Annotated in this window: 18 protein-coding genes and 1 pseudogene; 16 read left to right on the plus strand and 3 right to left on the minus strand. The window is 65.2% G+C overall.

The window, feature by feature from the left end:
* Positions 1–8 precede the first annotated feature (8 nt).
* From IQ16_RS11210 to IQ16_RS11230, 5 genes are all read left to right on the plus strand, one after another.
* Positions 9–305, plus strand: coding sequence for a (2Fe-2S)-binding protein (locus IQ16_RS11210; RefSeq protein ID WP_018641635.1), 297 nt, complete (start codon positions 9–11; stop codon positions 303–305).
* On the plus strand, positions 302–1,723 hold the full coding sequence (locus IQ16_RS11215) for an FAD/NAD(P)-dependent oxidoreductase (protein WP_145831465.1): 1,422 nt from the start codon (positions 302–304) through the stop codon (positions 1,721–1,723). The genes IQ16_RS11210 and IQ16_RS11215 overlap by 4 nt, the downstream gene beginning before the upstream one ends.
* On the plus strand, positions 1,720–2,841 hold the full coding sequence (locus IQ16_RS11220) for an NAD(P)/FAD-dependent oxidoreductase (RefSeq protein WP_018641633.1): 1,122 nt from the start codon (positions 1,720–1,722) through the stop codon (positions 2,839–2,841). The genes IQ16_RS11215 and IQ16_RS11220 overlap by 4 nt, the downstream gene beginning before the upstream one ends.
* A 15-nt stretch (positions 2,842–2,856) precedes the next feature.
* Complete coding sequence (locus IQ16_RS11225; RefSeq protein WP_018641632.1) at positions 2,857–3,204, plus strand: RidA family protein; 348 nt, start codon at positions 2,857–2,859, stop codon at positions 3,202–3,204.
* A 164-nt stretch (positions 3,205–3,368) separates the two neighbouring features.
* Positions 3,369–4,985, plus strand: coding sequence for an ABC-F family ATP-binding cassette domain-containing protein (locus tag IQ16_RS11230; RefSeq protein ID WP_018641631.1), 1,617 nt, complete (start codon positions 3,369–3,371; stop codon positions 4,983–4,985).
* A 140-nt stretch (positions 4,986–5,125) separates the two neighbouring features.
* Here the strand turns inward: IQ16_RS11230 and IQ16_RS11235 are convergent, their stop codons facing one another.
* Positions 5,126–6,454, minus strand: coding sequence for a dicarboxylate/amino acid:cation symporter (locus tag IQ16_RS11235; protein ID WP_018641630.1), 1,329 nt, complete (start codon positions 6,452–6,454; stop codon positions 5,126–5,128).
* Between the two features lie 140 nt (positions 6,455–6,594).
* On the opposite strand from IQ16_RS11235, the pseudogene IQ16_RS11240 reads away from it, so the two are divergent.
* The 3 genes and pseudogenes from IQ16_RS11240 to IQ16_RS11250 all read left to right on the plus strand — a co-directional run bounded on the left by IQ16_RS11240 (position 6,595) and on the right by IQ16_RS11250 (position 9,713).
* Positions 6,595–7,912 (plus strand): annotated as a pseudogene (locus tag IQ16_RS11240) (solute carrier family 23 protein).
* Positions 7,913–7,985: 73 nt separating this feature from the next.
* Positions 7,986–8,822, plus strand: a complete 837-nt coding sequence (locus IQ16_RS11245; protein WP_018641629.1) for an SDR family oxidoreductase — start codon at positions 7,986–7,988, stop codon at positions 8,820–8,822.
* 69 nt (positions 8,823–8,891) lie between these two features.
* Complete coding sequence (locus tag IQ16_RS11250) at positions 8,892–9,713, plus strand: NAD-dependent protein deacetylase (RefSeq protein WP_018641628.1); 822 nt, start codon at positions 8,892–8,894, stop codon at positions 9,711–9,713.
* Positions 9,714–9,721: 8 nt separating this feature from the next.
* Here IQ16_RS11250 and IQ16_RS11255 read toward each other — a convergent pair whose 3' ends face one another.
* The gene (locus IQ16_RS11255) at positions 9,722–10,357 is read right to left on the minus strand and encodes a TetR/AcrR family transcriptional regulator (protein WP_035665876.1); all 636 of its coding nucleotides are present in this window, start codon (positions 10,355–10,357) and stop codon (positions 9,722–9,724) included.
* Between the two features lie 113 nt (positions 10,358–10,470).
* Here IQ16_RS11255 and IQ16_RS11260 point away from each other — a divergent pair, with 113 nt between their 5' ends.
* From IQ16_RS11260 to IQ16_RS11290, 7 genes are all read left to right on the plus strand, one after another.
* Positions 10,471–11,400 (plus strand): NmrA family NAD(P)-binding protein, encoded by a 930-nt coding sequence (locus IQ16_RS11260; RefSeq protein WP_018641626.1) that lies wholly within the window; start codon positions 10,471–10,473, stop codon positions 11,398–11,400.
* 125 nt (positions 11,401–11,525) lie between these two features.
* Positions 11,526–12,521: an alpha/beta fold hydrolase gene (locus IQ16_RS11265; RefSeq protein WP_018641625.1), complete on the plus strand. Its 996-nt coding sequence runs from the start codon at positions 11,526–11,528 to the stop codon at positions 12,519–12,521.
* Between the two features lie 186 nt (positions 12,522–12,707).
* On the plus strand, positions 12,708–14,792 hold the full coding sequence (locus IQ16_RS11270) for a hydantoinase/oxoprolinase family protein (protein ID WP_018641624.1): 2,085 nt from the start codon (positions 12,708–12,710) through the stop codon (positions 14,790–14,792).
* A gap of 2 nt (positions 14,793–14,794) precedes the next feature.
* Positions 14,795–16,453 carry a hydantoinase B/oxoprolinase family protein gene (locus IQ16_RS11275; RefSeq protein WP_026311782.1) on the plus strand — a complete coding sequence of 553 codons (1,659 nt, stop codon included), beginning with the start codon at positions 14,795–14,797 and terminating at the stop codon, positions 16,451–16,453.
* 392 nt (positions 16,454–16,845) lie between these two features.
* Positions 16,846–18,564, plus strand: a complete 1,719-nt coding sequence (locus IQ16_RS11280) for a pyrroloquinoline quinone-dependent dehydrogenase (RefSeq protein ID WP_018641622.1) — start codon at positions 16,846–16,848, stop codon at positions 18,562–18,564.
* A gap of 101 nt (positions 18,565–18,665) precedes the next feature.
* Positions 18,666–18,992, plus strand: a complete 327-nt coding sequence (locus IQ16_RS11285) for a c-type cytochrome (protein ID WP_244635628.1) — start codon at positions 18,666–18,668, stop codon at positions 18,990–18,992.
* Positions 18,993–19,056: 64 nt separating this feature from the next.
* The gene (locus tag IQ16_RS11290; protein ID WP_018641620.1) at positions 19,057–19,824 is read left to right on the plus strand and encodes a substrate-binding periplasmic protein; all 768 of its coding nucleotides are present in this window, start codon (positions 19,057–19,059) and stop codon (positions 19,822–19,824) included.
* Positions 19,825–20,040: 216 nt separating this feature from the next.
* Here the strand turns inward: IQ16_RS11290 and IQ16_RS11295 are convergent, their stop codons facing one another.
* Positions 20,041–20,685: a glutathione binding-like protein gene (locus IQ16_RS11295; protein WP_018641619.1), complete on the minus strand. Its 645-nt coding sequence runs from the start codon at positions 20,683–20,685 to the stop codon at positions 20,041–20,043.
* A gap of 105 nt (positions 20,686–20,790) precedes the next feature.
* Here IQ16_RS11295 and IQ16_RS11300 point away from each other — a divergent pair, with 105 nt between their 5' ends.
* Complete coding sequence (locus IQ16_RS11300; RefSeq protein WP_018641618.1) at positions 20,791–21,471, plus strand: TetR/AcrR family transcriptional regulator; 681 nt, start codon at positions 20,791–20,793, stop codon at positions 21,469–21,471.
* The last annotated feature ends 287 nt before the right edge of the window (positions 21,472–21,758 follow it).

The following is a 21,758-nucleotide window of genomic DNA, read 5'->3' on the forward strand; positions in this document are numbered from 1 at the left end:
GGCATCCCATGTTTAGACGATCCGAACAGGACAAGCGGCCACAGGTGCAGATCTTCGTCGACGGCGTTGCCGTCGCGGCGCGCCAGGGCGACACCGTCTCCGCCGCGCTTTTGGCATCCGGTCAGGACGCTCGTCGTTCCACCGCGGTGAGCGGCGCGCCGCGTCTGCCTTATTGCATGATGGGCGTGTGCTTCGACTGCCTCGTCACCATCGATGGCGTCGGCAACCGGCAGGGCTGCCTCGTGCCTGTCGCCGAGGGCATGCAGATCGAGATCCAGAAGGGCAAGCGGGAGATCGGAAGATGACTGTGGCTCCCAAGCGCGAAGACTACGACGTCGTGGTGATCGGTGCAGGCCCCGCTGGCCTTGCCGCCGCCGCGACCTCCGCCGAAGCTGGCCTGTCCACGCTGCTGCTCGACGAGAACATCGGCCCCGGCGGCCAGGTGTTTCGCGCGATCGCCTCGACGCCGGTGACCGAGCGCAATCAGCTCGGCGCGGATTATTGGGTCGGAGCTGATCTGGTGCAGTCGCTGCGCGCAAGCAACGCGGAAGTGATCCATCGTGCGACGGTCTGGAGCCTCGACCGCAATCTCGATATCGCCGTCTCGATCGGCGGCGCCTCCGCCTTCGTCAAGGCGAAGCGCGTGATCCTCGCGATCGGCGCGCTGGAGCGGCCGTTCCCGATTCCCGGCTGGACGCTGCCGGGCGTGATGACCGCTGGCGCGGCGCAGACCATGCTGAAGTCCTCGGCGCTGGTGCCGGATGGACGCACGGTGATCGCGGGGCAGGGCCCGCTGCTCTGGCTGCTCGCCGCACAGATCCTGCGTCTCGGCGGCCGCATCGATCGCATTCTCGACACGACTGAACGTGGCAATTATTTCGCCGCGCTGCCGCACGCCTTCGCGTTCCTGACCTCGCCCTATTTCGCCAAGGGCCTGTCGATGATGCGCGAGGTGAAGGCGAAGGTGCAGGTCGTCTCGGGCGTCACCGAGCTTGCCGCATCCGGCGACGGTCAGCTCGCGAGCGTCAGCTATGTTGCGGGCGGCAAGCGCGAGACCATTCCCACCGATCTCTTGCTGCTGCATCAGGGTGTCGTGCCCAACGTCAACCTGGCGATGGCGGCCGGCATCGAGCATCGCTGGGACGATCTGCAATTGTGCTGGTCGCCGGTGCTGGACGCGAGCGGCAATTCCTCGGTCGCGGGCATCGCGATCGCCGGCGATGGCGCGGGCATCGGCGGTGCCAATGCAGCCGTGGTGCGCGGTCGCATTGCCGCGCGCGCGGCGGTGGACGCACTGGCGCCCGCTTCTGCCGCAAAACTTCCCGCAACAATGGCGACGCTCCGTTCCGATCTCGCCAAGGCCGAGCGCGGACGCCTGTTCCTCGACACACTGTTCCGGCCGGCGCCGCAGTTCCGGATTCCCTCGGGCGACACCATCGTCTGCCGCTGCGAGGAAGTGACGGCAAAGGACGTTCTGGATTCCGTCGCGATCGGCGCGACCGGGCCGAACCAGCTCAAGGCATATCGCCGCACCGGCATGGGCCCGTGCCAGGGCCGGCTCTGCGGCCTCACCGTCACCGAGCTGATGGCACAGGCACGCGGCAAGACCCCGCAGGAGATCGGCTATTACCGGCTGCGCGCGCCGGTGAAGCCGATCACGCTCGCCGAGCTCGCCGCCGTTCCGAAGAGCGAGGCCGACGTCAAGGCCGTGGTGCGCGGATGAGCAAGAACGTGGATGCGATCGTCATTGGCGGCGGCATCCACGGGTGCTCGACCACGCTGCATCTGTGCCTCGCCGGCCTGAAGCCGGTGCTGATCGAGAAGGACTATGCCGGCCGCCATGCCTCGGGCGTCAACGCCGGTGGCGTGCGCCAGCTCGCCCGGCACATTCCGGAGATCCCGCTCTCGATCCGCTCGATGGGGATCTGGGAGAAGATCACCGATCTCCTCGACGACGATTGCAGCTTCGAGAGCCACGGCCAGGTGCTGGTCGCCGAGGACGAGGACGAGCTTGCCGTCTGCCGCGCGCGCGTCGCCGAACTCAACGCGCTCGGCTTCACCCATGAAGAGCTGATCGACGCAGCCGAATTGCGCCGGCTGGTGCCCGCGGTGGCCGAGACCTGTCCCGGCGGCGTGGTCTCGCGCCGCGACGGCGCGGCCAATCCGGCGCAGACGACGACGGCATTCCGCCGCAAGGCCGAGCGGCTCGGTGCGACCGTGCGCGAAGGCGTGGCTGCCGGCAACATCCGCTACAGCGACGGCCTCTGGCACGTCGATGCGGGTTCGGAGAGTTTTGCCGCGCCGGTGCTGGTCAATGCCGCCGGCGCCTGGGCCGGCAAGATCGCGGCTGATCTGGGCGAGCCGGTGCCGGTCGAGACCGTCGCGCCGATGCTGATGATCACCTCGCGCGTGCCGCACTTCATCGACCCCGTCGTGATCCTGCGCGGACGAAAGCTGTCGTTCAAGCAGTTCAAGAACGGCACCGTGCTGATCGGCGGCGGCCATCTCGCAAAGCCTTATCAGGACCGCAACGAGACGGTGCTGGACTGGAAGAGCCTTGCGACCAGCGCGCAGACCGTGTTCGAGCTGTTCCCGGTGATGCGCAGCGCCACCATCGTCCGCGCCTGGGCCGGCATCGAGGCGAAGATGAAGGACGACATCCCCGTGTTCGGGCCGAGCTCGCGCCACAGGGGCCTCTATCACCAGTTCGGCTTCTCGCTGCACGGCTTCCAGCTCGGCCCCGGTGCCGGCGCGGTCATGGCCGAGCTCATCGTCAATGGCGGCACCCAGACCCGCGTCAGCGATCTCGGCATCGACCGCTTCCATCCTTCCACGCTCTAGCAACAAGAGGATTTCATGAGCATCACCCGCAGCATCCGCACGCCCATCATGCACCGCGCGGTCGAAGCCAACGGCTTCGTCTTCGTCGGCGGCACCATCGCCGACGACACCTCGGTCTCGATGGGCGACCAGACCCGCAACATCCTCGGCAAGATCGCCGGCTATCTGAAGGAAGCCGGCACCGACAAGAGCCGCGTCGTCAGCGCCTCGATCTTCGTCACCGACCTCTCCAAGAAGAAGGAGATGGACGCGGCCTGGACCGAGTTCTTCGGCGACAATCTGCCGACCCGCGCCACCGTCGGCGTCGCCGATCTCGGAGGCGGCGCGCTGATCGAGGTGGTCGTCACCGCGCTCAAGGGCTGATCGCGCAGGCCGACGAAGGACGACGGCGGTCTCCGCGCCGTTGTCCCCGCGCCTTGATCTCGCCCTTCGATGGGACTACTTAGGGAGTTCCTCAACCAGGATATTCGCAGCCATGGATTTTACCCCGACCGCAACGCTCATCCGCCTTGCCCACGGGGAATTCCATGCCTGCTTCAATCATCCTGTCGAACCTGTCGCTGTCCACGCCTGACGGCCGTCCTCTTCTCTCCAACATCGATCTGACATTCGCTGCCGAGCGGATTGGTCTCGTCGGCCGCAACGGCGTCGGGAAAACGACGTTGCTTGCGTCGATCTCGGGGGAACATGTCCCCCAATCCGGGCGCGTTCTGGTCAACGGCACCATCGGCCTGCTGCGCCAGGACGTGCAGGTGCTCGCGGGCGCGACCGTGGCCGATCTGTTCGGCGTGCGGCCAGCGCTGGAGCTGGTGCGCCGCGCCGAGCGGGGCGATGCGTCCGCTGACGACATCGCTGCGATCGACTGGACGCTCGAAGCGCGACTGGAAACCGCTCTGGCGCGCGCCGGGTTCGATCTTGCCCCGGACACGGAGCTCTCCTGCCTGTCCGGCGGCCAGATCACACGGGTTCGCCTCGCGGCACTGGTGTTCGCCGAGCCGGACTTCCTCCTGCTCGACGAGCCTACCAACAATCTCGACCGGGACGGGCGCAAGGCCGTGGCCGATCTCCTCGGCGCCTGGCGCGGCGGAGCGATCGTCGTCAGCCATGATCGGGATCTGCTCGAAACGATGGATGCGATCGTCGAGCTGACGTCGCTCGGCGTCACGCGATACGGCGGCAACTGGAGCAGTTATCGCGCACAGAAGGCCGTCGAGCTGGCGGCCGTGAGGCACGACCTCGCGCATGCCGAGAAGCGCCTGTCCGGGATTGACGGCAAGGCGCAGGAGGCCGCAGAGAGGAAGGCGCGCAAGGACAGCGGCGGCCGGAAGAAGCGTGCGAAGGGCGACATGCCGCGCATCCTCGCCGGCGCGCGCAGGGATCGCAGCGAAGACACTGGCGGCAAGGCCGCACTGATCGCCGAGCGGCGGCGCGCGGAGGCTCTCGAGGCTGTCGACACGGCGCGCCGACGCATCGAGATTCTCCAGCCGCTGTCGGTCAAGTTGCCCGCGACTGTCCTGCCGGCGGGCAGGGAGGTGCTTTCACTGGACCGGATCAGCGCCGGCTATCGGCCGGAGCGGCCGGTCTTGCGCGATCTTTCGCTTGCGATTGTCGGGCCGGAACGGGTCGCGCTGGTTGGCCCGAACGGTTCCGGCAAGACGACGCTGCTGAAACTCGTCACGGGCGAGCTGCGCCCGCTCTCGGGCACCGTGAGAGTCAGGCCGGACTTCGCGTTGTTCGATCAGAAGGTCAGCCTGCTCGATCCCGCGATCTCGATCCTGGAAAACTTCCGGCGTCTCAACCCGAAGGCGGGCGCGAATGAATGCCATGCCGCGCTGGCGCGGTTCATGTTTCGCGCCGATGCTGCCTTGCAAGAAGTCGGACATCTGAGTGGCGGGCAGATGCTTCGCGCCGGCCTTGCCTGTGTGCTGGGCGGGCTAAAGCCGCCGTCTCTGCTGATCCTGGACGAGCCGACCAATCATCTGGACATCGAGTCCATCGAGGCCGTTGAATCAGGCTTGAGAGCTTATGACGGCGCGTTGCTTGTCGTCAGTCATGACGAGGCATTCCTGCAGGCGATCGGCATTACGCGGCGATTCGATCTCACCGGCGAACGTGATTCCAAACGCCCGTTAGTCGAACAATAAAAACCCGACGCCCTGCCCCCAGCGCGTCGGGTGGAAAAAATGAGTATCAATCAGTGATCCCAACGCCACTGTTGTGACGTGCGCCGCACCAAATTTCTACTCCGGGAAACTACCGCGGTCGGAACCGGACTGCTGTGGCCTCACGCGCCGCCGCCCGGTTCCAGTGCCTCACCGATCTCCAGCGGATGCGCCATGGTCTCGTGCAGCGCGTCGCGGTCGAGCTCACCTTCGGAGATGCTGATGACGACGCAGGCGACGCCATTGCCGATCAGATTGGTCAGCGCGCGGCACTCGCTCATGAACTTGTCGATGCCGACCAGGATCGCGATCGACTGGATCGGGATATCGGGCACGATCGACAGCGTCGCGGCGAGCGTGATGAAGCCGGCGCCGGTCACGCCCGAGGCGCCCTTCGAGGTGATCATGGCGATGCCCAAAATGCCGAGCTCCTGCCAGATGGTCAGATGGGTGTTGGTCGCCTGCGCCAGGAACAGCGTCGCCAGCGTCATGTAGATGTTGGTGCCGTCGAGGTTGAAGCTGTAGCCGGTCGGGATCACGAGACCAACCACCGAGCGCGAGGCGCCGAGATGCTCCATCTTCTGGATCATCTGCGGCAGCACCGTCTCCGAGGACGAGGTGCCGAGCACGATCAGGAGCTCGTCCTTGATGTAGGCGATGAAGCGCAGGATCGAGAAGCCGGCGAGCCGGGCGATCGCACCCAACACGATCAGCACGAACAGGATGCTGGTGAGATAGAACGTGCCGATGAGGGCGGCGAGGTTGAGCAGCGAGCCGAGGCCATAGGCGCCGACGGTGAACGCCATCGCGCCGAAGGCGCCGATCGGCGCCACGCGCACGATGATGCGGATGATGCCGAAGAATATCTTCGCCGCCTTGTCGATCGCCTCCGCAATGGGCTCACCGGCCTTGCCGAGGAAGGCGATGGCGAAGCCCGAGAGGATCGAGATCAGCAGCACCTGGAGCAGGTCACCGCGCGCGATCGCGCCCACATAGCTGTCGGGGATGATCGCCATCAGATGGGCGACGATGCCTTGCTCCTTGGCCTGGGTGACGTAGGTCGCCACCGACTTCGGGTCGATCGTGGCCGGATCGATATTGAAGCCGTGTCCGGGCTGGAGAACCTCGCCGACCAGGAGGCCGACCGCGAGCGCGACGGTCGAGACTGTTTCGAAGTAGATCAGCGACTTCAATCCGACCCGGCCGACCCGCTTGAGATCACCCATCGAGGAGATGCCGTGCACCACGGTGCAGAAGATCACTGGCGCGATCATCATCTTGATCAGCGCGATGAAGCCGTCGCCGAGCGGCTTCAAGGCCTTGCCGAGATCGGGATAGAAATAGCCGATGAGCACGCCGAGCACGATCGCGATCAGCACCTGGACGTAGAGGATCTTGTACCAGGGCTGGTGCCGGCGATGGACGGCTGGCTGGATCGCGATCTGTGTCATATGATGAGCCCCGGAACACATTGATTTTGCAAGATTTGAATCTTGCATGACTCGCATCATGTGATGGCCGCCGCAGAAGCGACAATCACATTTTTGTCGGATCGCACGAACATCGATCGCTGCACCGCAACGGGGGGAATATGACAACCACGACAGGCTCGGACGAGCAGGCGCAGGGCTATTTTCCGCGCTGGAAGCTGAAGACCTCGGGCGTGATCATGCCGGAGGAGCGGCTGTCATGGGGCCAGACCATCATCTCCGGTCTGCAGCATTGCGTGGCGATGTCAGGTGCGACGATCATCGCGCCGCTGCTGATGGGGTTCGATCCCAATGTCGCGGTCCTGTTCTCCGGCGTCGGCACGCTGATCTTCTTCGTCATCGTCGCGGGGCGCGTGCCGAGCTATCTCGGCTCGAGCTTCGCCTTCATCGCCGTCGTCCTTGCCGCCACGGGCTATGCCGGGCAGGGGCCGAACCCGAACATCTCCGTTGCGCTCGGCGGCATCGTCGGCGCCGGGGTGCTCTACGGCGCGATTGCGCTGATCGTGATGTGGTCGGGGGTCGGCTGGGTCGAGCGCCTGATGCCGCCGGCCGTCACCGGCGCCGTGGTCGCCGCGATCGGTCTCAACCTCGCGCCGGTCGCGGTCAAGGCGGTGAGCGCCAACGCGTTCGACACCTGGATCGGGCTTGCGACCATTCTGATCATCGGTGTGGTTGCCGTTGCAGCGCCGGGCCTGTGGCGCCGGCTGCCGATCATCCTCGGGGCGATCGGCGGATATCTTTTGTATTTTCTCTTCGCGAACGGCCTCGGCTTCGGCAAGCCGATCGACTTCACCCAGCTTTCGGCCGCGGCGTGGCTCGGCCTGCCGAAATTCACCACGCCGACCTTCCAGGCCGATGCGATCTTCCTGATCGCGCCGGTCGCGGTCATCCTGGTCGCCGAGAATCTCGGGCACATCAAGGCCGTCGGCGCCATGACGGGCCGCAGCCTCGATGCTTATCTTGGTCGCGCCCTGTTTGCCGACAGCCTCGCGACGATCGTGGCGGCCTGCGGCGGCGGCACCGGCGTTACCACCTATGCCGAGAATATCGGCGTCATGGCGGCAACGAAGGTCTATTCGACCCTGCTGTTTGCTTTCGCGGCCACAGTGTCGATCCTGCTCGGCTTCTCGCCGAAATTCGGTGCGCTGATCCTGTCGATCCCGGGCAGTCATCGGCGGCCTCTCGATCGTGCTGTTCGGCTTGATCGCGGCGATGGCGGGCCGGATCTGGGTCGAGAACAAGGTCGACTTCGCAAACCCGGCGAACCTGATCACCGTCGCCGTGGCGCTGACCGCAGGCGCGGGCGACCTCACGCTCAAATTCGGTGCATTCACCATCGGCGGCATCGGCACCGCGACCTTCGGCGCCATCATCCTGTATCAGATCCTGACCTCGCCGCTGGCGCGCCGCGCGGAATGAATCCCAGCAATGCGCCGAAGGGATGGAACAAAACGCCGGTTCCATCCATGATGAGGCATTCCGGAGAGAACACATGCCGCAAATCGAACGCTCAACTTCCTTTCCTTCGCGCCTCGTCGGCCAACACGCGCTGGTGACCGGCGCCTCGCAAGGTATCGGCCGCGCCGTCGCCATCCGGCTGGCGCAGGAAGGCGCGACCGTCGCCATCAACTATTTCGATCATCCTGAGAAGGCCGAGGAGACGCTCGCCCTTGCGCGGACGGCATCGAGCGACCGCGGTCACGGCAGGCTCGATCATGTCATCGTCAAGGCCGATGTTGGCAACGAGCAGGAGATCGCCGCGATGTTCGAGACGGTTCTTGCGCGCTTCAAGCGTCTCGACTGTCTCGTCAACAATGCCGGCTTCCAGCGGGAATCCCCGAGCGATGCGCTCGACGTCGAAACCTATCGCCGCATCATCGACGTCAATCTGAACGGCGCCGTGCTCTGTGCGCAGAAGGCGCTGGCGCACTTCGTCGCGCGCGGCGGAGGCGGCAGCATCATCAACTGCTCCAGCGTCCACCAGATCATCCCGAAGCCGGGCTATCTCGCTTATTCCATCAGCAAGAGTGGCATGGCCGGTCTGACGCGGACGCTGGCGCTGGAGTTCGCCGGCCGCGGCATCCGCGTCAATGCGGTCGGTCCCGGCGCGATCGACACGCCGATCAACGCAGCCTGGACCGGTGATCCCGAAAAGCGCGGCGTCGTCACCAGCCACATTCCCATGGGCCGTGTCGGCACGCCGGAAGAGATCGCCGCCGTGTTCGCCTTCCTCGCCTCGGATGACGCCAGCTACATCACCGGGCAGACCATCTACGCTTGCGGAGGTATCACGCTGTTTCCGGAGTTTCGCGAGAACTGGGCGAGCTAGCTCGGTTCGCCGCAGGCGGGGTCCCCGCGGCATCTGGCAGAATCCGCCGGCGCAGACTACATCTGCGCCATGACAAATGCTCCGCTGGCAAACGCTCCCCTTCAGGATTTCATCGGTCGGCACGGAAATCTATTCGTGCTGACCGGCGCCGGCTGCAGCACCAATTCGGGCATTCCCGACTACCGAGATAGTCATGGCAACTGGAAGCGGACCCAGCCGGTCAATTTCCAGGCCTTCATGTCGGACGAGCACACGCGCCAGCGCTATTGGGCGCGCAGCCTGGTCGGCTGGCGGCGGTTCGGCCAGGCGAAGCCGAATGATGCGCACCGTGCGCTGGCCCGGCTCGAGGCGGGCGGGCGCTGCGGCATGCTGCTGACCCAGAATGTCGACCGGCTGCATCAATCCGCCGGCCACCGGCAGGTCATCGACCTGCATGGCCGGCTCGATCTCGTCCGCTGCATGGGCTGCGGGACGAAGACGCCGCGGAGCGAATTCCAGGACACGCTGGGGCGCATGAACGCGGAGTGGCTGACGCTCGATGCCGCCGATGCGCCTGATGGCGACGCCGATCTGGAGCACGCGGAGTTCTCGTCGTTCAGGGTGCCTCCTTGCGAAGCCTGCGGCGGCATCCTCAAGCCCGACGTGGTGTTCTTCGGCGAGAACGTGCCGCGCGACGTCGTCGCCACGGTGCAGGATCACCTGGCGCAGGCCGACGCCATGTTGGTCGTCGGCTCGTCATTGATGGTCTATTCCGGATTCCGCTTCGTGCAGGCGGCGGCGAAACGGCAGATTCCGATCGCCGCGGTCAATCTCGGTCGCACCCGCGCCGACGATCTCCTGACGCTGAAGGTCGAGGAGCGCTGTGAAACGGCGCTTGCATTCCTGCTCTGAAACGGGGGTTAGCCGGACTGCGGATAGAGCTTCAGGAACGCCGTTGACGCCTCGCTCGCGCGCCGCGCGATCTCGCTGCTGCTTGGGCGATTGACGGCCTGCAGCAGCAGACCCGTCATCAGGTCTCCCCACAACAGTCCCAGGAAGGTCTGGGCCATCGCTTCAGGCTCGCCGGCAAGGAGATCCGTCGATCTGGCGTTCGCCATGATCGTCCGCAGCGAGTCACGGGTGGGCTTGCGGGCGATGCTGTCCAGCGCATGCGCGACCTTTGGTGCATTGACGGCTTCGGATATCGCCAGCCGGAACACGGCGACGACGACCGGGTCGGTCGTTTCCGTCAGAAGCTTCGTCCCGAACGCGGTGAGCACTTTCGCCAGCATCTCTCGGTCGTGGATCGCCGGCAGGTCTGCCGGAGCCTTGATCCGCTGAGCCCGCTCGGTGATGCAGGCGACCAGCATCGCCTCCTTGTTGCCGAACAGGGAGTAGAGCTCGCGCTTTGACACGCGTGCGCGCGTCGCGATCTCCAGGGTGCTGGTCTGCGCGTAGCCGCCCTCCATGAACGCGGAAAGCGCTGCGCCCAGGATCCGCCTCCGGACTTCAAGGCCTTCAGCGTCTTGCTCGGGCGGCTCTGACTTCGGACTCATGGACGCAATCTTCTCCTTGCTTCCCCTTGTCTCGGTACCAGTCGGTACCATATCGATCCTTGCGTGGTACCGCGTCGTACCACAGCGAAGTGAAACGGGAAAGGATCGAGACGATGGCAGAGACAATCCTCGTGACCTCCGCGGCAGGCGGCACCCAGGGCCAGACTGGCCGGCATGTGTCCGAAATGCTGCTTCGGCGGGGTCATCACGTCCGTGCATTCGTGCGTCAAATCGACAGCCGTTCCGACCGGCTGAAGTCGCTCGGCGCTGAGATCTTCGTCGGCGATTTCCTCGACGCCCGGTCCGTCGAACTGGCAGTCAAGGGCGTCTCATCGGTCTATTTTGCCTATCCGGTCCAGGACGGACTGGCGGATGCAACCGCCGCGATGGCGTTTGCGGCGCGCCGACATGGCGTTTCCCGGCTCGTCAATCTCGTGATGTATCAGTCGTCGCTCGATGCGCCGACGCCGCGCATGCGGCAGAACTATCTGTCGGAACAGGTCTTCGAATGGGCCGGCGTCGGGCCGCTGCATCTGCGGGCGACGGTGTTCTACGAGAACGTGGCGCGTCTTGTCGGCGCCAACCTGCCGGAACGCGGTGCCATCCGCCTGCCGCTCGGCGACGAAGGCACCATCCTGCCGTTGATCTCGGCCGAGGACGTGGCGCGGGTCGCCGTCGGTCTGCTCGCAGGTCCCGCGCAAGCTGCGGGATCCGCGTATCCCATCATCGGGAGCGTCAATTCCGTGGGCGACATCGTCCGAGCGTTCGCGCACGTCTTCGACAGGGACGCCCACTACGAAGAGATCAGCGACGAAGCATGGCGCGACGAGGTTCTGTCGCGCGGCTGGAACGCGCACGCGGTCGAGCATCTGTCCTCGCTCTGGAAGTCGCTACGGGCCGCCCGGCTTTCGGCCGAGACCGCGCGTTTCGCCGTCACCGATACCATCGAGAAGATCGGCGGTGCGGCGCCGAAGACGTTCGAGCAATTCGTTCGCGAGCGGCAGTCCGAGTTGCTGGCGCCCGCCGCGAAGCCGACGGCCTGACCGGAGGAATGCTCATGGACAGACGACGGTTTCTGGGTGCGGCTTTGGCTCCGATCGCTTTGCAGGCGATGCCACCCGCGGTGTCATCAAACGCCTTTGCAGCGAGTGCGGAACGGGATGAGAAAATGACTGGGATCACACAACGAATGATCGAAGCGAACGGAATCCGCATCAACATTGCCGAACGGGGCGAAGGGCCGCTGGTGTTGCTGGTCCACGGTTTTCCTGAGACGTGGTATTCCTGGCGGCACCAGATCGACGATCTTGCTGCGGCCGGCTTCCGCGTCGTCGCTCCCGACATGCGGGGCTACGGCAGGAGCGATGCACCGCCGGCGATCGACCAATATACGATCTTGCATCTCGTCGGTGACATGGTCGGCATTCTCGACGCATTGGGCGCGCCGACCGCTGTCATCGTCGGGCATGACTGGGGCGCCAGCGTTGCCTGGCAGGCAGCGCTCACGCGGCCTGATCGCTTCAGGGCCATCGCTGCGCTCAGCGTCCCGTTCCGGCCCCGCGCCAAGGCGTCACCGACCAGTCTCATGCCGCGCACGGAGACCGCGCAGTTCTACCAGCTCTATTTCCAGGAGCCGGGACCCGCGGAGGCCGAGTTCGGACGCGATCCACGCGCGACCCTGCGCAACATGCTGTTCGGCGCGTCCGGTGACGGTGTAGCAGCGAGCCGTGCGGCCGGCGGAACGACGCCGAACCTAGCGATGGTCCCGAAGGGCGGCGGCTTCCTGCGGGGACCAAGTGCGCCGGCAACCCTGCCATCCTGGATCAGCGAGCGCGACATCGACCATTACGGTGAGGAGTTCAGGCGAACCGGCTTTCGCGGCGCGCTGAACTATTACCGCAATCTCGATCGCAATTGGGAAATCACAGGTGCCTTGGCGGGCCTCCAGGTCACGATCCCCGCGCTCTACATGGCGGGTGATCGCGACTTCCTGCTGTCTTCTCCCGGGACGGACCAGCTGCTCGCAAATCTGAAGACGCTCGTTCCCGGCCTGCGGAAGGTGCAGATGCTTCCCGGCTGCGGCCACTGGACACAGCAGGAGCGTCCGAGCGAGGTCAGCGCCGCGCTCGTCGAATTCATGCGCGGGTTGCCGAACCGTTCATGAGCGATGTTGTCAGGGCCGGTCGCATGACCGACCCTGACCTGTCGGGGACGCCCAAGGCGCGGCTGGCAATGCTGCATAGGTGCCACGCAAGCCCGCCCCGGCGGCTTCACCAAACGCGCTCCTGCTGGTATGAAAATTGCTGCGTTTTTCGACCCCAGTCTTGACGATCAGCACGGAGAATTTGGAATGCTTGAGGGAGCCGAGGTGCGGCTTGCCGTGGATATCGGTGGCACGTTCACCGACATCGTGCTGGACGTGGGCGAGGCGCGCAAGACGCGCAAGGTGCTGACCACGCCGCAGCGCCCCGAGCAGGCCGTGCTGGACGGTATGCGCCTCATTCTTGCCGATGCGCGCGCGCATATCAGCGACATCGACGTCTTCATTCACGGCACGACGCTCGCGACCAACGCGATCATCGAGCGCCGCGGCGCCAAGACGGCGCTGATCGCGACCGATGGCTTTCGCGACGTGCTCGATATCGGCACCGAGAGCCGCTACGATCAGTACGATCTCAGCATCGACAAGCCGAAGCCGCTGGCGCCGCGCAGCCTCCGCTTCACCGTGCCCGAACGCATCGACGCCCATGGCGCCGTCCGCCTCCCGCTCGACGAGATGGCCGTGCGCGCACTCGCGCCGAAATTGCGCGAGCTGGGCGTCGAGAGCGTCGCGATCGCCTTCCTGCACTCCTATGCCAATCCCGAGCACGAGCGGCGCGCGGCTGCGATCATTGGTGAGGAGATGCCCGGCATCTCCGTGACGGTGTCATCGGCCGTGTGCCCGGAGATTCGCGAATATGAGCGCACCTCCACCGCGGTCGCGAACGCCTATGTGCAACCGCTGATCGACGGCTATCTCGCCCGCATGGCCGATGCCTTGCAGGTCGAGCAGTTTCGCGGTGCGATCTATCTCGTCACGTCGGGCGGCGGCGTCACCTCGATCGAGACGGCACGGCGCTTTCCGGTGCGTCTCGTCGAATCCGGCCCGGCCGGCGGCGCGATCTTCGCGGCGCAGATCGCGGCACGGTTGGGGGAGAGCAAGGTGCTCTCCTTCGACATGGGCGGCACCACGGCAAAAATCTGCCTGATCGAAAAATACCAGCCGGAGACCTCGCGCGTGTTCGAGGTCGACCGTGCCGCGCGCTTCCTCAAGGGCTCGGGCCTGCCGGTGCGCATCCCGGTGATCGAGATGGTCGAGATTGGCGCAGGCGGCGGCTCGATCGCGCATGTCGACGCGATGAAGCGGGTCACCGTGGGTCCGGAGAGCGCCTCGTCGGAGCCTGGCCCCGCCTGTTACGGCCGCGGCGGCCAGCGTCCGGCGGTGACGGATGCGGACGTCGCGCTCGGCATGATCGATCCCGACGCGTTTGCAGGCGGCACGATCAAGCTCGACCCGGAGCTGTCGAAGCAGGCGCTGCTGCGCGATGTCGGTGAGGCGCTGGGCCTATCGGCGGAGACCGCGGCCTATGCCGTGCACGAGGTCGTCTGCGAGAACATGGCGAGCGCGGCGCGCGTGCACGCCGTCGAGCGTGGCGAGATCGTCGGTCAGCATACGCTGATCGCCTTCGGCGGCGCCGCGCCGCTGCATGCGGCGCGCGTCGCCGAGAAGATCGGTGTCTCCCGCGTGATCGTGCCGTCGAATGCCGGCGTCGGCTCGGCGGTCGGATTCTTGGCGGCGCCCATCGCCTACGAGCTGGTGCGTAGCCGTCACGTCCGGCTCGACGATTTCGACACCAAGGCCGTCTCCGATTTGCTTCAGGAGATGGCGACCGAGGCGCGTGCGCTGGTCGAGCCCGGTGCAGCCTGTGCGCCGGTGCGCGAACGCCGCGCGGCCTTCATGCGCTATGTCGGTCAGGGCCACGAGATCACCGTCGAGCTGCCGAACCGGCCGCTGACCTCGGCCGATCTCGCCGGCCTGCGCCAGAAGTTCGAGACGGATTATTCCGCGATGTTCGAGCGTCCGATCCCGGGCGCGGCGATCGAGGTCTTGAGCTGGTCGGTGCTCGCAACCACCGACGCGCGCAATCCTTCCGCGGTTGCGGCCGTTGCGCGCACGCCCGCGGCCAAGGCTGTCGGCAGCCGAAAATTCTTCGACGGCCGCGCAGGCGAGGTCATCGAGATCCCGCTTTATCGCCGCGAGGACATGGCGCCGGGGGCGACCATCGCGGGCCCCGCCGTGATCGCGGAAGACGAGACGTCCACCTTCGTCTCCACCAGTTTTGACGCGCATATCGACGGTGCCGGCAGCATCGTCATGGAACGAAAGGCGGCTTGATCATGAGCAAGGCAAGCGGCGCGAGCCTGATCGACCTCCAGATCATGTGGCACCGGCTGATCGCCGTGGTCGAGGAGCAGGCGCAGGTGCTTTTGCGCACCGCGTTCAGCCCGATCGTGCGCGAATGCGGCGACCTCTCGGCCGGCGTGTTCGACCTCAGGGGGCGGATGCTGGCGCAGGCGGTCACCGGCACGCCCGGCCACGTCAACTCGATGGCGGAGTCGGTCAAGCACTTCATCAACCGCTTCCCGCTGGAAACGATGAAGGAAGGCGACGCTTACATCACCAATGATCCCTGGATGGGCACCGGCCATCTCAACGACTTCGTCGTGACCACGCCCTGCTTCAAGGACGGCAAGGTCGTCGCGCTGTTCTCCTGCACCAGCCATCTCATGGACATCGGCGGCATCGGCTTCGGGCCTGACGCTACCGACGTGTTCATGGAGGGGCTCTACATCCCCATGCTGAAGCTGATCGACCAGGGCGTCGTCAACGAGACGCTGATGGCGATGATCCGCACCAACACGCGGCTGCCGATCGACACCGAAGGCGACACCTATTCGCTCGCCGGCTGCAACGACGTCGGCTGCGAGCGCCTGGTCGAGATGATGACCGAGTTCGGCATCGACACGCTCGACGAGCTCGGCGACTACATCTGCGACCGCTCGCGCGAGGCGGTGCTGGCCGAGATCGCAAAGCTGCCGAAGGGAAGCTGGCGCAACACCATGGTCGTGGACGGCTATGATGCGCCGGTGACGCTCTCCGCGACGCTGACGATCTCGGATGCGGGCATTCACGTCGATTTCGACGGCACCTCGGCCGCGTCAAAATTCGGTATCAACGTGCCGCTGTCCTACACCACGGCCTACACCGTGTTCGGCCTCGGCTGCGTCGTCGCCTCGCAGATCCCCAACAATGCCGGCTCGCTCTTGCCGCTGACGGTGTCGGCTCCCCCTGGCGCGATCCTCAATGCGCCGAAACCGGCACCGGTCGCCTCGCGCCACATCATCGGCCAGATGCTGCCCGACGTCGTGTTCGGCTGCCTGCGCCAGATCATTCCCGAGCGCGTGCCGGCGGAGGGTACTTCGTGCCTATGGAATCTCGTCGTCCGCGGCGAGACCCGCTCCGGCGCCGGTGGTAATTACGGGTTCTCGATGGCGGTGACCTCCAATGGCGGCACCGGCGCGCGCTTCGGCAAGGACGGCCTCTCCGCCACCGCTTACCCAAGCGGTGTGCGCGGCACGCCGGTCGAGATCGCGGAGACGCAGACGCCGCTGATCTTCTGGCGCAAGGAGCTGCGTCCGGATTCCGGCGGGGCAGGGCGCACCCGCGGTGGCCTCGGCCAGATCATCGAGGTTGGCAGCGGCATCGATGCGCCGTTCGACATTCTCGCTGCGTTCGACCGCATCGATCATCCGCCGCGTGGGCGCGATGGCGGGCAGAATGGCGAGGCCGGTTATGTCGGGCTGAAGTCGGGACAGAAGATGCGCGGGAAGGGTTTTCAGCAGGTGCCGTCGGACGACCGGCTGGTCGTGATGACGCCCGGCGGTGCCGGCATCGGCGATCCCAGGGAACGCGACCGTGCGGCTGTCAACGACGACGTCGCGAGCGGTCTCGTGTCCTCGGCCAACGCAGTCAAGCTTTACGGGTACGCGCGTTGATGCCAACGGATCGATCGGCTTCGTGCCGCTGCTGACGCTCTGGCCCGGCATCGTCACCATCCTGCCGCGGGTGCTTTACGGATAGCCGTTTCGGTCCGATGGCGATCGAACGGTCAGCGCTGCTGTCGTTTCAATTCGCCCCGCGCCAATTCGCCCCTCGCGCGCATTCCGTCTTTGCACGTTCTGTGATCCGTCGTACGCTGTGCAAGCAGACGTGCGACAGCAATCACGGCAGTGAACGTGGCTCCCTTGGCGACATGCGCCGAGAGAAGGGGCATTTGTTTGCAACTCATGTCCGGTGGAGGACAATCGACGCATACTGAACTGCAAACATTCCTCGCAGCGGCGTTCACGAGACGCAATCAATAAACATCAAGCGGGAGGAAGTGCATATGAGGAAGCAGTGGCTCAACTCGGGCTTACCTGTTCTCGCCGTTGCGGCATTTGCGGCGTCGGCGGCGTTGGCCCAAACCGTGGATACGGCCCGGATCGAGGGCGCCGGTCAGAACGACTGGCTCACCTATCACGGTTCATACAAATCCCATCATTACAGCCCGCTCGCGCAGATCAACGCGAACAACGTCGGCAATCTGGGCGTCGCCTGGATGCACATTCCAGGACGATCGACGCGCGGCCTGCAGTCGATGCCGCTCGCGGCCGACGGCGTGCTGTACTACTCGGGTTCCTACAGCCGTGTCTTCGCGCTGAACGGCGCGACGGGCGAGGTTCTCTGGTCGTTCTTTCCGGAGCTGGATGAGGCGCTCATCAGCCGCCAGACCCACTCTCCCTACAACCGCGGCGTAGCTCTCGGCGAAGGCAAGGTCTTCGTCGGCACGATGGATGGTCGTCTCTTCGGGCTCGATGCGAAGACCGGCAAGGTCCTCTGGGAGACCAGGCTGATCGACTCGCAGAAGCTCACGGTCGGCTTCACCGGCGCGCCGCTTTACGCGAAGGGGAGTGTGATCATCGGCTCGCAAGGCGGCGAATGGCCGGGCCGCGGCCCGATCTTCGCGGTCGATGCCACCACTGGAAAGAAGAAATGGGAGTTCCTGACGGTCGCGGGCACCGACGAGGCCATGAAGACCTGGGGCAACGATTCCTGGCGCACCGGCGGCGGTGGCGGCTGGATGCCGGGCACCTACGATTCCGAGACCAACACCATCCTGTGGGGCACCGCCAACCCGGCGCCGCTCTACGATTGGTCGGGCGCCGACTACAAGACGCAAGGGGCGCGTCCCGGCGACAATCTCTATACGAGTTCAGTGATCGCTCTCGATATCGATACCGGAAAGCTGAAATCCTACCATCAGGAGCTGCCGCACGATGCCTGGGACTTCGACAGTGCCGTCGGCGAATTCGTGATGCTCGAGCGAGACGGCCAGAAATACGTGGTTCATCCGAACAAGGGCGGCTTCGTCTTCGTCTACGACCGCAATCTCGGTGTGAAGAACGTCTGGCGGTTGGTCGAGAACATCAACTTCGTCAAGGATATCGATCCCAAGACCGGCGCGTTGATCGGCCGTCGCGATTTCCCGGTCGGGAAGGTCACCGAACCGCCGCTGTGTCCGTTCATCGGCGGCGGCATCAGCTGGAATGCCGGCTCGTACAGCCCGAAGACCGGTCTCTACTACAAGATCGGCCAGGAATGGTGCATGACGCTCGATATCCAGAAGACGACGCCGGTCACTGCGCCGCAGGTTCAGCTCAACATCGGCGCCGATTTCAAGATGGTGCCGCCCCCCGGCGGTGAGATCTATGGACACCTCGACGCGCGCGACCCCATCACGGGGGCAAAGAAATGGGAGGTTCGCTACCCCGAGCCGCCGCTCGGGAGCGTGCTGTCGACCGCCGGCAATCTGGTGTTCGTGCCTGATTCCCGCGGCGTCCTTCACGCCTACGATGCCGAAACCGGGGCCGAACTGTGGAAGCACAACAATGGCACCGGCCACCAGGGCGGCATCGTCAGCTACTCCGCGGGCGGCAAGCAATATATCGCCGTGACCGCGGGCTTCGGCGGCATGCTGGCGGACGAGTATGCGCCGAACTTCGGCGGCGCCTACAAGAGCATGCCGCGTGACGACGGCGCGCTCATTGTCTTCAGCCTGAAATAATCTGCCGCAAACGTTCGTCGGGAAGCGGGCGCAAGCCCGCTCCCCGGTCGATCGAAGCGGCGGCGTGATTCAGGAATGGAGCGGACGTGTTGAGATTGCATTTGAAAACGGTTCCGGCGGCGGTGGCCGCCTCGTTGCTGTGGGCTGTTATGGCTCAAGCACAATCCGCCACGCCGGCGCCCGAGAACGGGACGATCGAGGTCGAGCAGGTGTTCGCGGGAACTTGCGGCTTTTGTCACTCCAACGGTGGCCGGGCAGCCGGCAAGGGGCCACAACTGATGAACTCGCCGCGCGACGACGACTTCATTCGCGACCGCATCAAGCACGGTAAGCAGGGGGCGATGCCGGCATTCGACGGCGCGTTCACCGACGCCCAGATCGATCAGATCGTCAAATACATCCGCGCCTTGAAACCGCGCGAGGGCTGAACCGCCAGGACCCGATCCATCAAGACTCGATCCATCAAGACCCGATCCATCCAAGAGACACGGAATGAAGGCATTCGCCCCGGCCATCGTCGCTGCCGCCATCGTTCTGTCGGGACCGGCGCCGGCGCGAACCCTGGACGCAATCCGGTCGAGCGGCGTGATCGGGCTGTGCGCGCATCCCAATTCGCTTCCCTTTGCGCAGAAGGCCGGTGATCCCCCCGGCTTTCAGGTCGAGTTCGGCCGGGTGCTGGCACGCGAGCTCGGCGTCTCGCTCAGGCTCGACTGGATCATCACGCAGTATCAGATGCGCAGCGCCGGCTGCGACATCCTTTTGGACGTCATCGCGGACCGCGAAGCGCAGGGCGAAACCCGCTTGAGGATCTCGAAGCCGTATTATCGCACGGGCGTCGCGCTCGCGGTGCCGTCATCCAGCACGCTCACCTCGTTCGGGAGCCTCAACGAGGCAACCAAGGTGGGCGTGCAGGTTGGATCGATCGCAGCCATGATCATCGGCCAACGACGCGTGCCGACGTCGACCTTCGGCTTCGAGAACGACAGCCTGGAGGCGGTGTCGAACCACGAGATCGATGCCGCCGCCGTCACGCCCACCTCGGCGAGCTACTTCAACCTGACGCATCCGGACAAGGCGCTCCGGATCCTGGATCGCGACGAGAGCGTCGCCGATCTCAACTGGAACGTCGCCGTCGGCATGATCCGCCCGGACGATGCGTTGCGCGAAGCCATCGACGGAGCCGTGGAGCGGCTGCGAGGCGATGGCACGATCGACCGCATCTACGGCCGCTATGGGATCGTGCTGCAGGCGCCGAGATAGTCGAGCTGCACGACGGAACGGCTTTGGTTGAATCGATTGCCGCGGTTCGTTCACCTCTCCCGCTTGCGGGAGAGGTCGCGCCGGAGGCGCGGGTGAGGGCTTTTTCCTCTTGGGGATTGTCCCATTGGAGAAGCACCCTCTCCCCAACCCTCTCCCGCAAGCGGGAGAGGGAGCGCACCTCCGTCGTTGCAGCGATCGAGCCTATTTCATCGCGCCTTACGCCGCCGCCTTCTTCCGCGCGAGCTCGGCCTTGTACAGCTCGAACTCCTCCGCAATGGCCTTGGCGACTGACGGCCGCTGGCGCAGGCGCTCGTAATACGCCTTCAGGTTCGGCCATTTCGCAAGCTCGATCGGCGGCGTCGCCATGGTCCAGTTGATGACCGTGACGAGATAGGCGTCGGCCACGCTGAAATGGTCGAGCAGGAACTCGCGGCCTTTCAGGTAGTCGTCGAGATAATCGAGCCGCGACAGGTTCTTCTCGAGCACATAGGCTTTCGCTTCCTGCGGCGCCTTGCGGTCGAGCACGGGGATGAACAGGCCCTTGTGCAGCTCGGTGCCGATGAAGCAGAGCCATTGATGCAGCCTTGTGCGTTCGATGCCCGCCGTGGCGCCGAGACCGGATTGCGGAAAACGGTCCGCGACATATTGCAGGATCGCGGCGTTCTCGGTCAGCACCACGCCCTCGTCGGTGCGCAGCGTCGGCACGAGGCCGATCGGATTGACGGTACGGAAGTCGGAGCCGTCGTTCAGCACGGTCTTGGTCGGCGGATCGACTTCGAGATAGTTCGCCTCGGCGCCGGCTTCATACAATGCGACGCGTGTCGCCATCGAACAGGCGAGCGGCGAGAAATAGAGATCCATCTGTAGCCTCCTTGGGCAATTCCTCTTTGGGGTCGCTCAACCTGGCCAGATTGATTTTTGTACCATCTTGCATAATATATCCATGGTCAAGGATTATTTTGCGAAATGGTACAAAAATCGAAACCGCCAACTGCTGCCAATCAGCCCGAGCGCCGCGGCGAACCCGAGCGCCGCGGCGAACCCAAGCGTCGCGGCCGTCCCCGCGCCTACGAGCCCGACATCGCGCTCGGCAAGGCGCTCGACCTGTTTCGCAAGCAAGGGTTTGCGGCCACCTCGCTCGACGATCTCAGCGAAGCAACCGGCATGAACCGGCCGAGCCTCTACGGCGCCTTCGGCGACAAGCGCGAGCTCTACATCAAGAGCTACCAGCGCTATCGCGAGGAAGCTGCCGCTTCCATGGTCGAGATCTTTCGTCAGGAGATGCCGCTGCGCCAGCGGCTGGAGCGCATCTACGCTGCAGCGCTCGACATCTATCTGTCCGGCGACACCGGTCCGCGCGGCTGCTTCACGGTCGTGACCGCGGCGTCCGAGGCCGTCGCCGATCCCGATATCCGCGCCATGGTTCTCGACGGTCTCACCGGCCTCGACAAGGCGTTTGCAAGCTGCTTCCGCCGCGCCAAGGAGAAGGGCGAGCTGCCGGAGAGCGCCGATCCGTTCGCCCTGGCGCAGATCGCCTCCGCCACCGTCCACACCATCGCCATCCGCTCACGCGCGCGCGTCCCGCGCAAGGAGCTCGAAGCGATCGTGAAGGGCGCGATCGATGTGATGGTGGGGGCTAAGCCCTAGCTGTCGTCCCGGCGCAGGCCGGGACCCACCGCGGAATCGATCGATTGTTATTGGTAGCAGTACCGAACTGCGATCTTCCGCCAAACTGCATCCTGTGGTTATGGGTCCCGGCCTGCGCCGGGACGACAGCGAGTTTGTGGCGCGAACTCTCTCCCCAACGTCGTCCTGGCGAAAGCCAGGACCCATAACCACCGAATGCAGTTTGGCGATGACTCGGAGTTGCCGCCGTCGCGCCGCAACTACGCCTTGGGGTAATGGGTCCTGCTTTCGCCAGGACGACACGGAGA

Source organism: Bradyrhizobium huanghuaihaiense (assembly GCF_007830635.1).
In the GTDB taxonomy this organism is placed as follows: domain Bacteria; phylum Pseudomonadota; class Alphaproteobacteria; order Rhizobiales; family Xanthobacteraceae; genus Bradyrhizobium; species Bradyrhizobium huanghuaihaiense.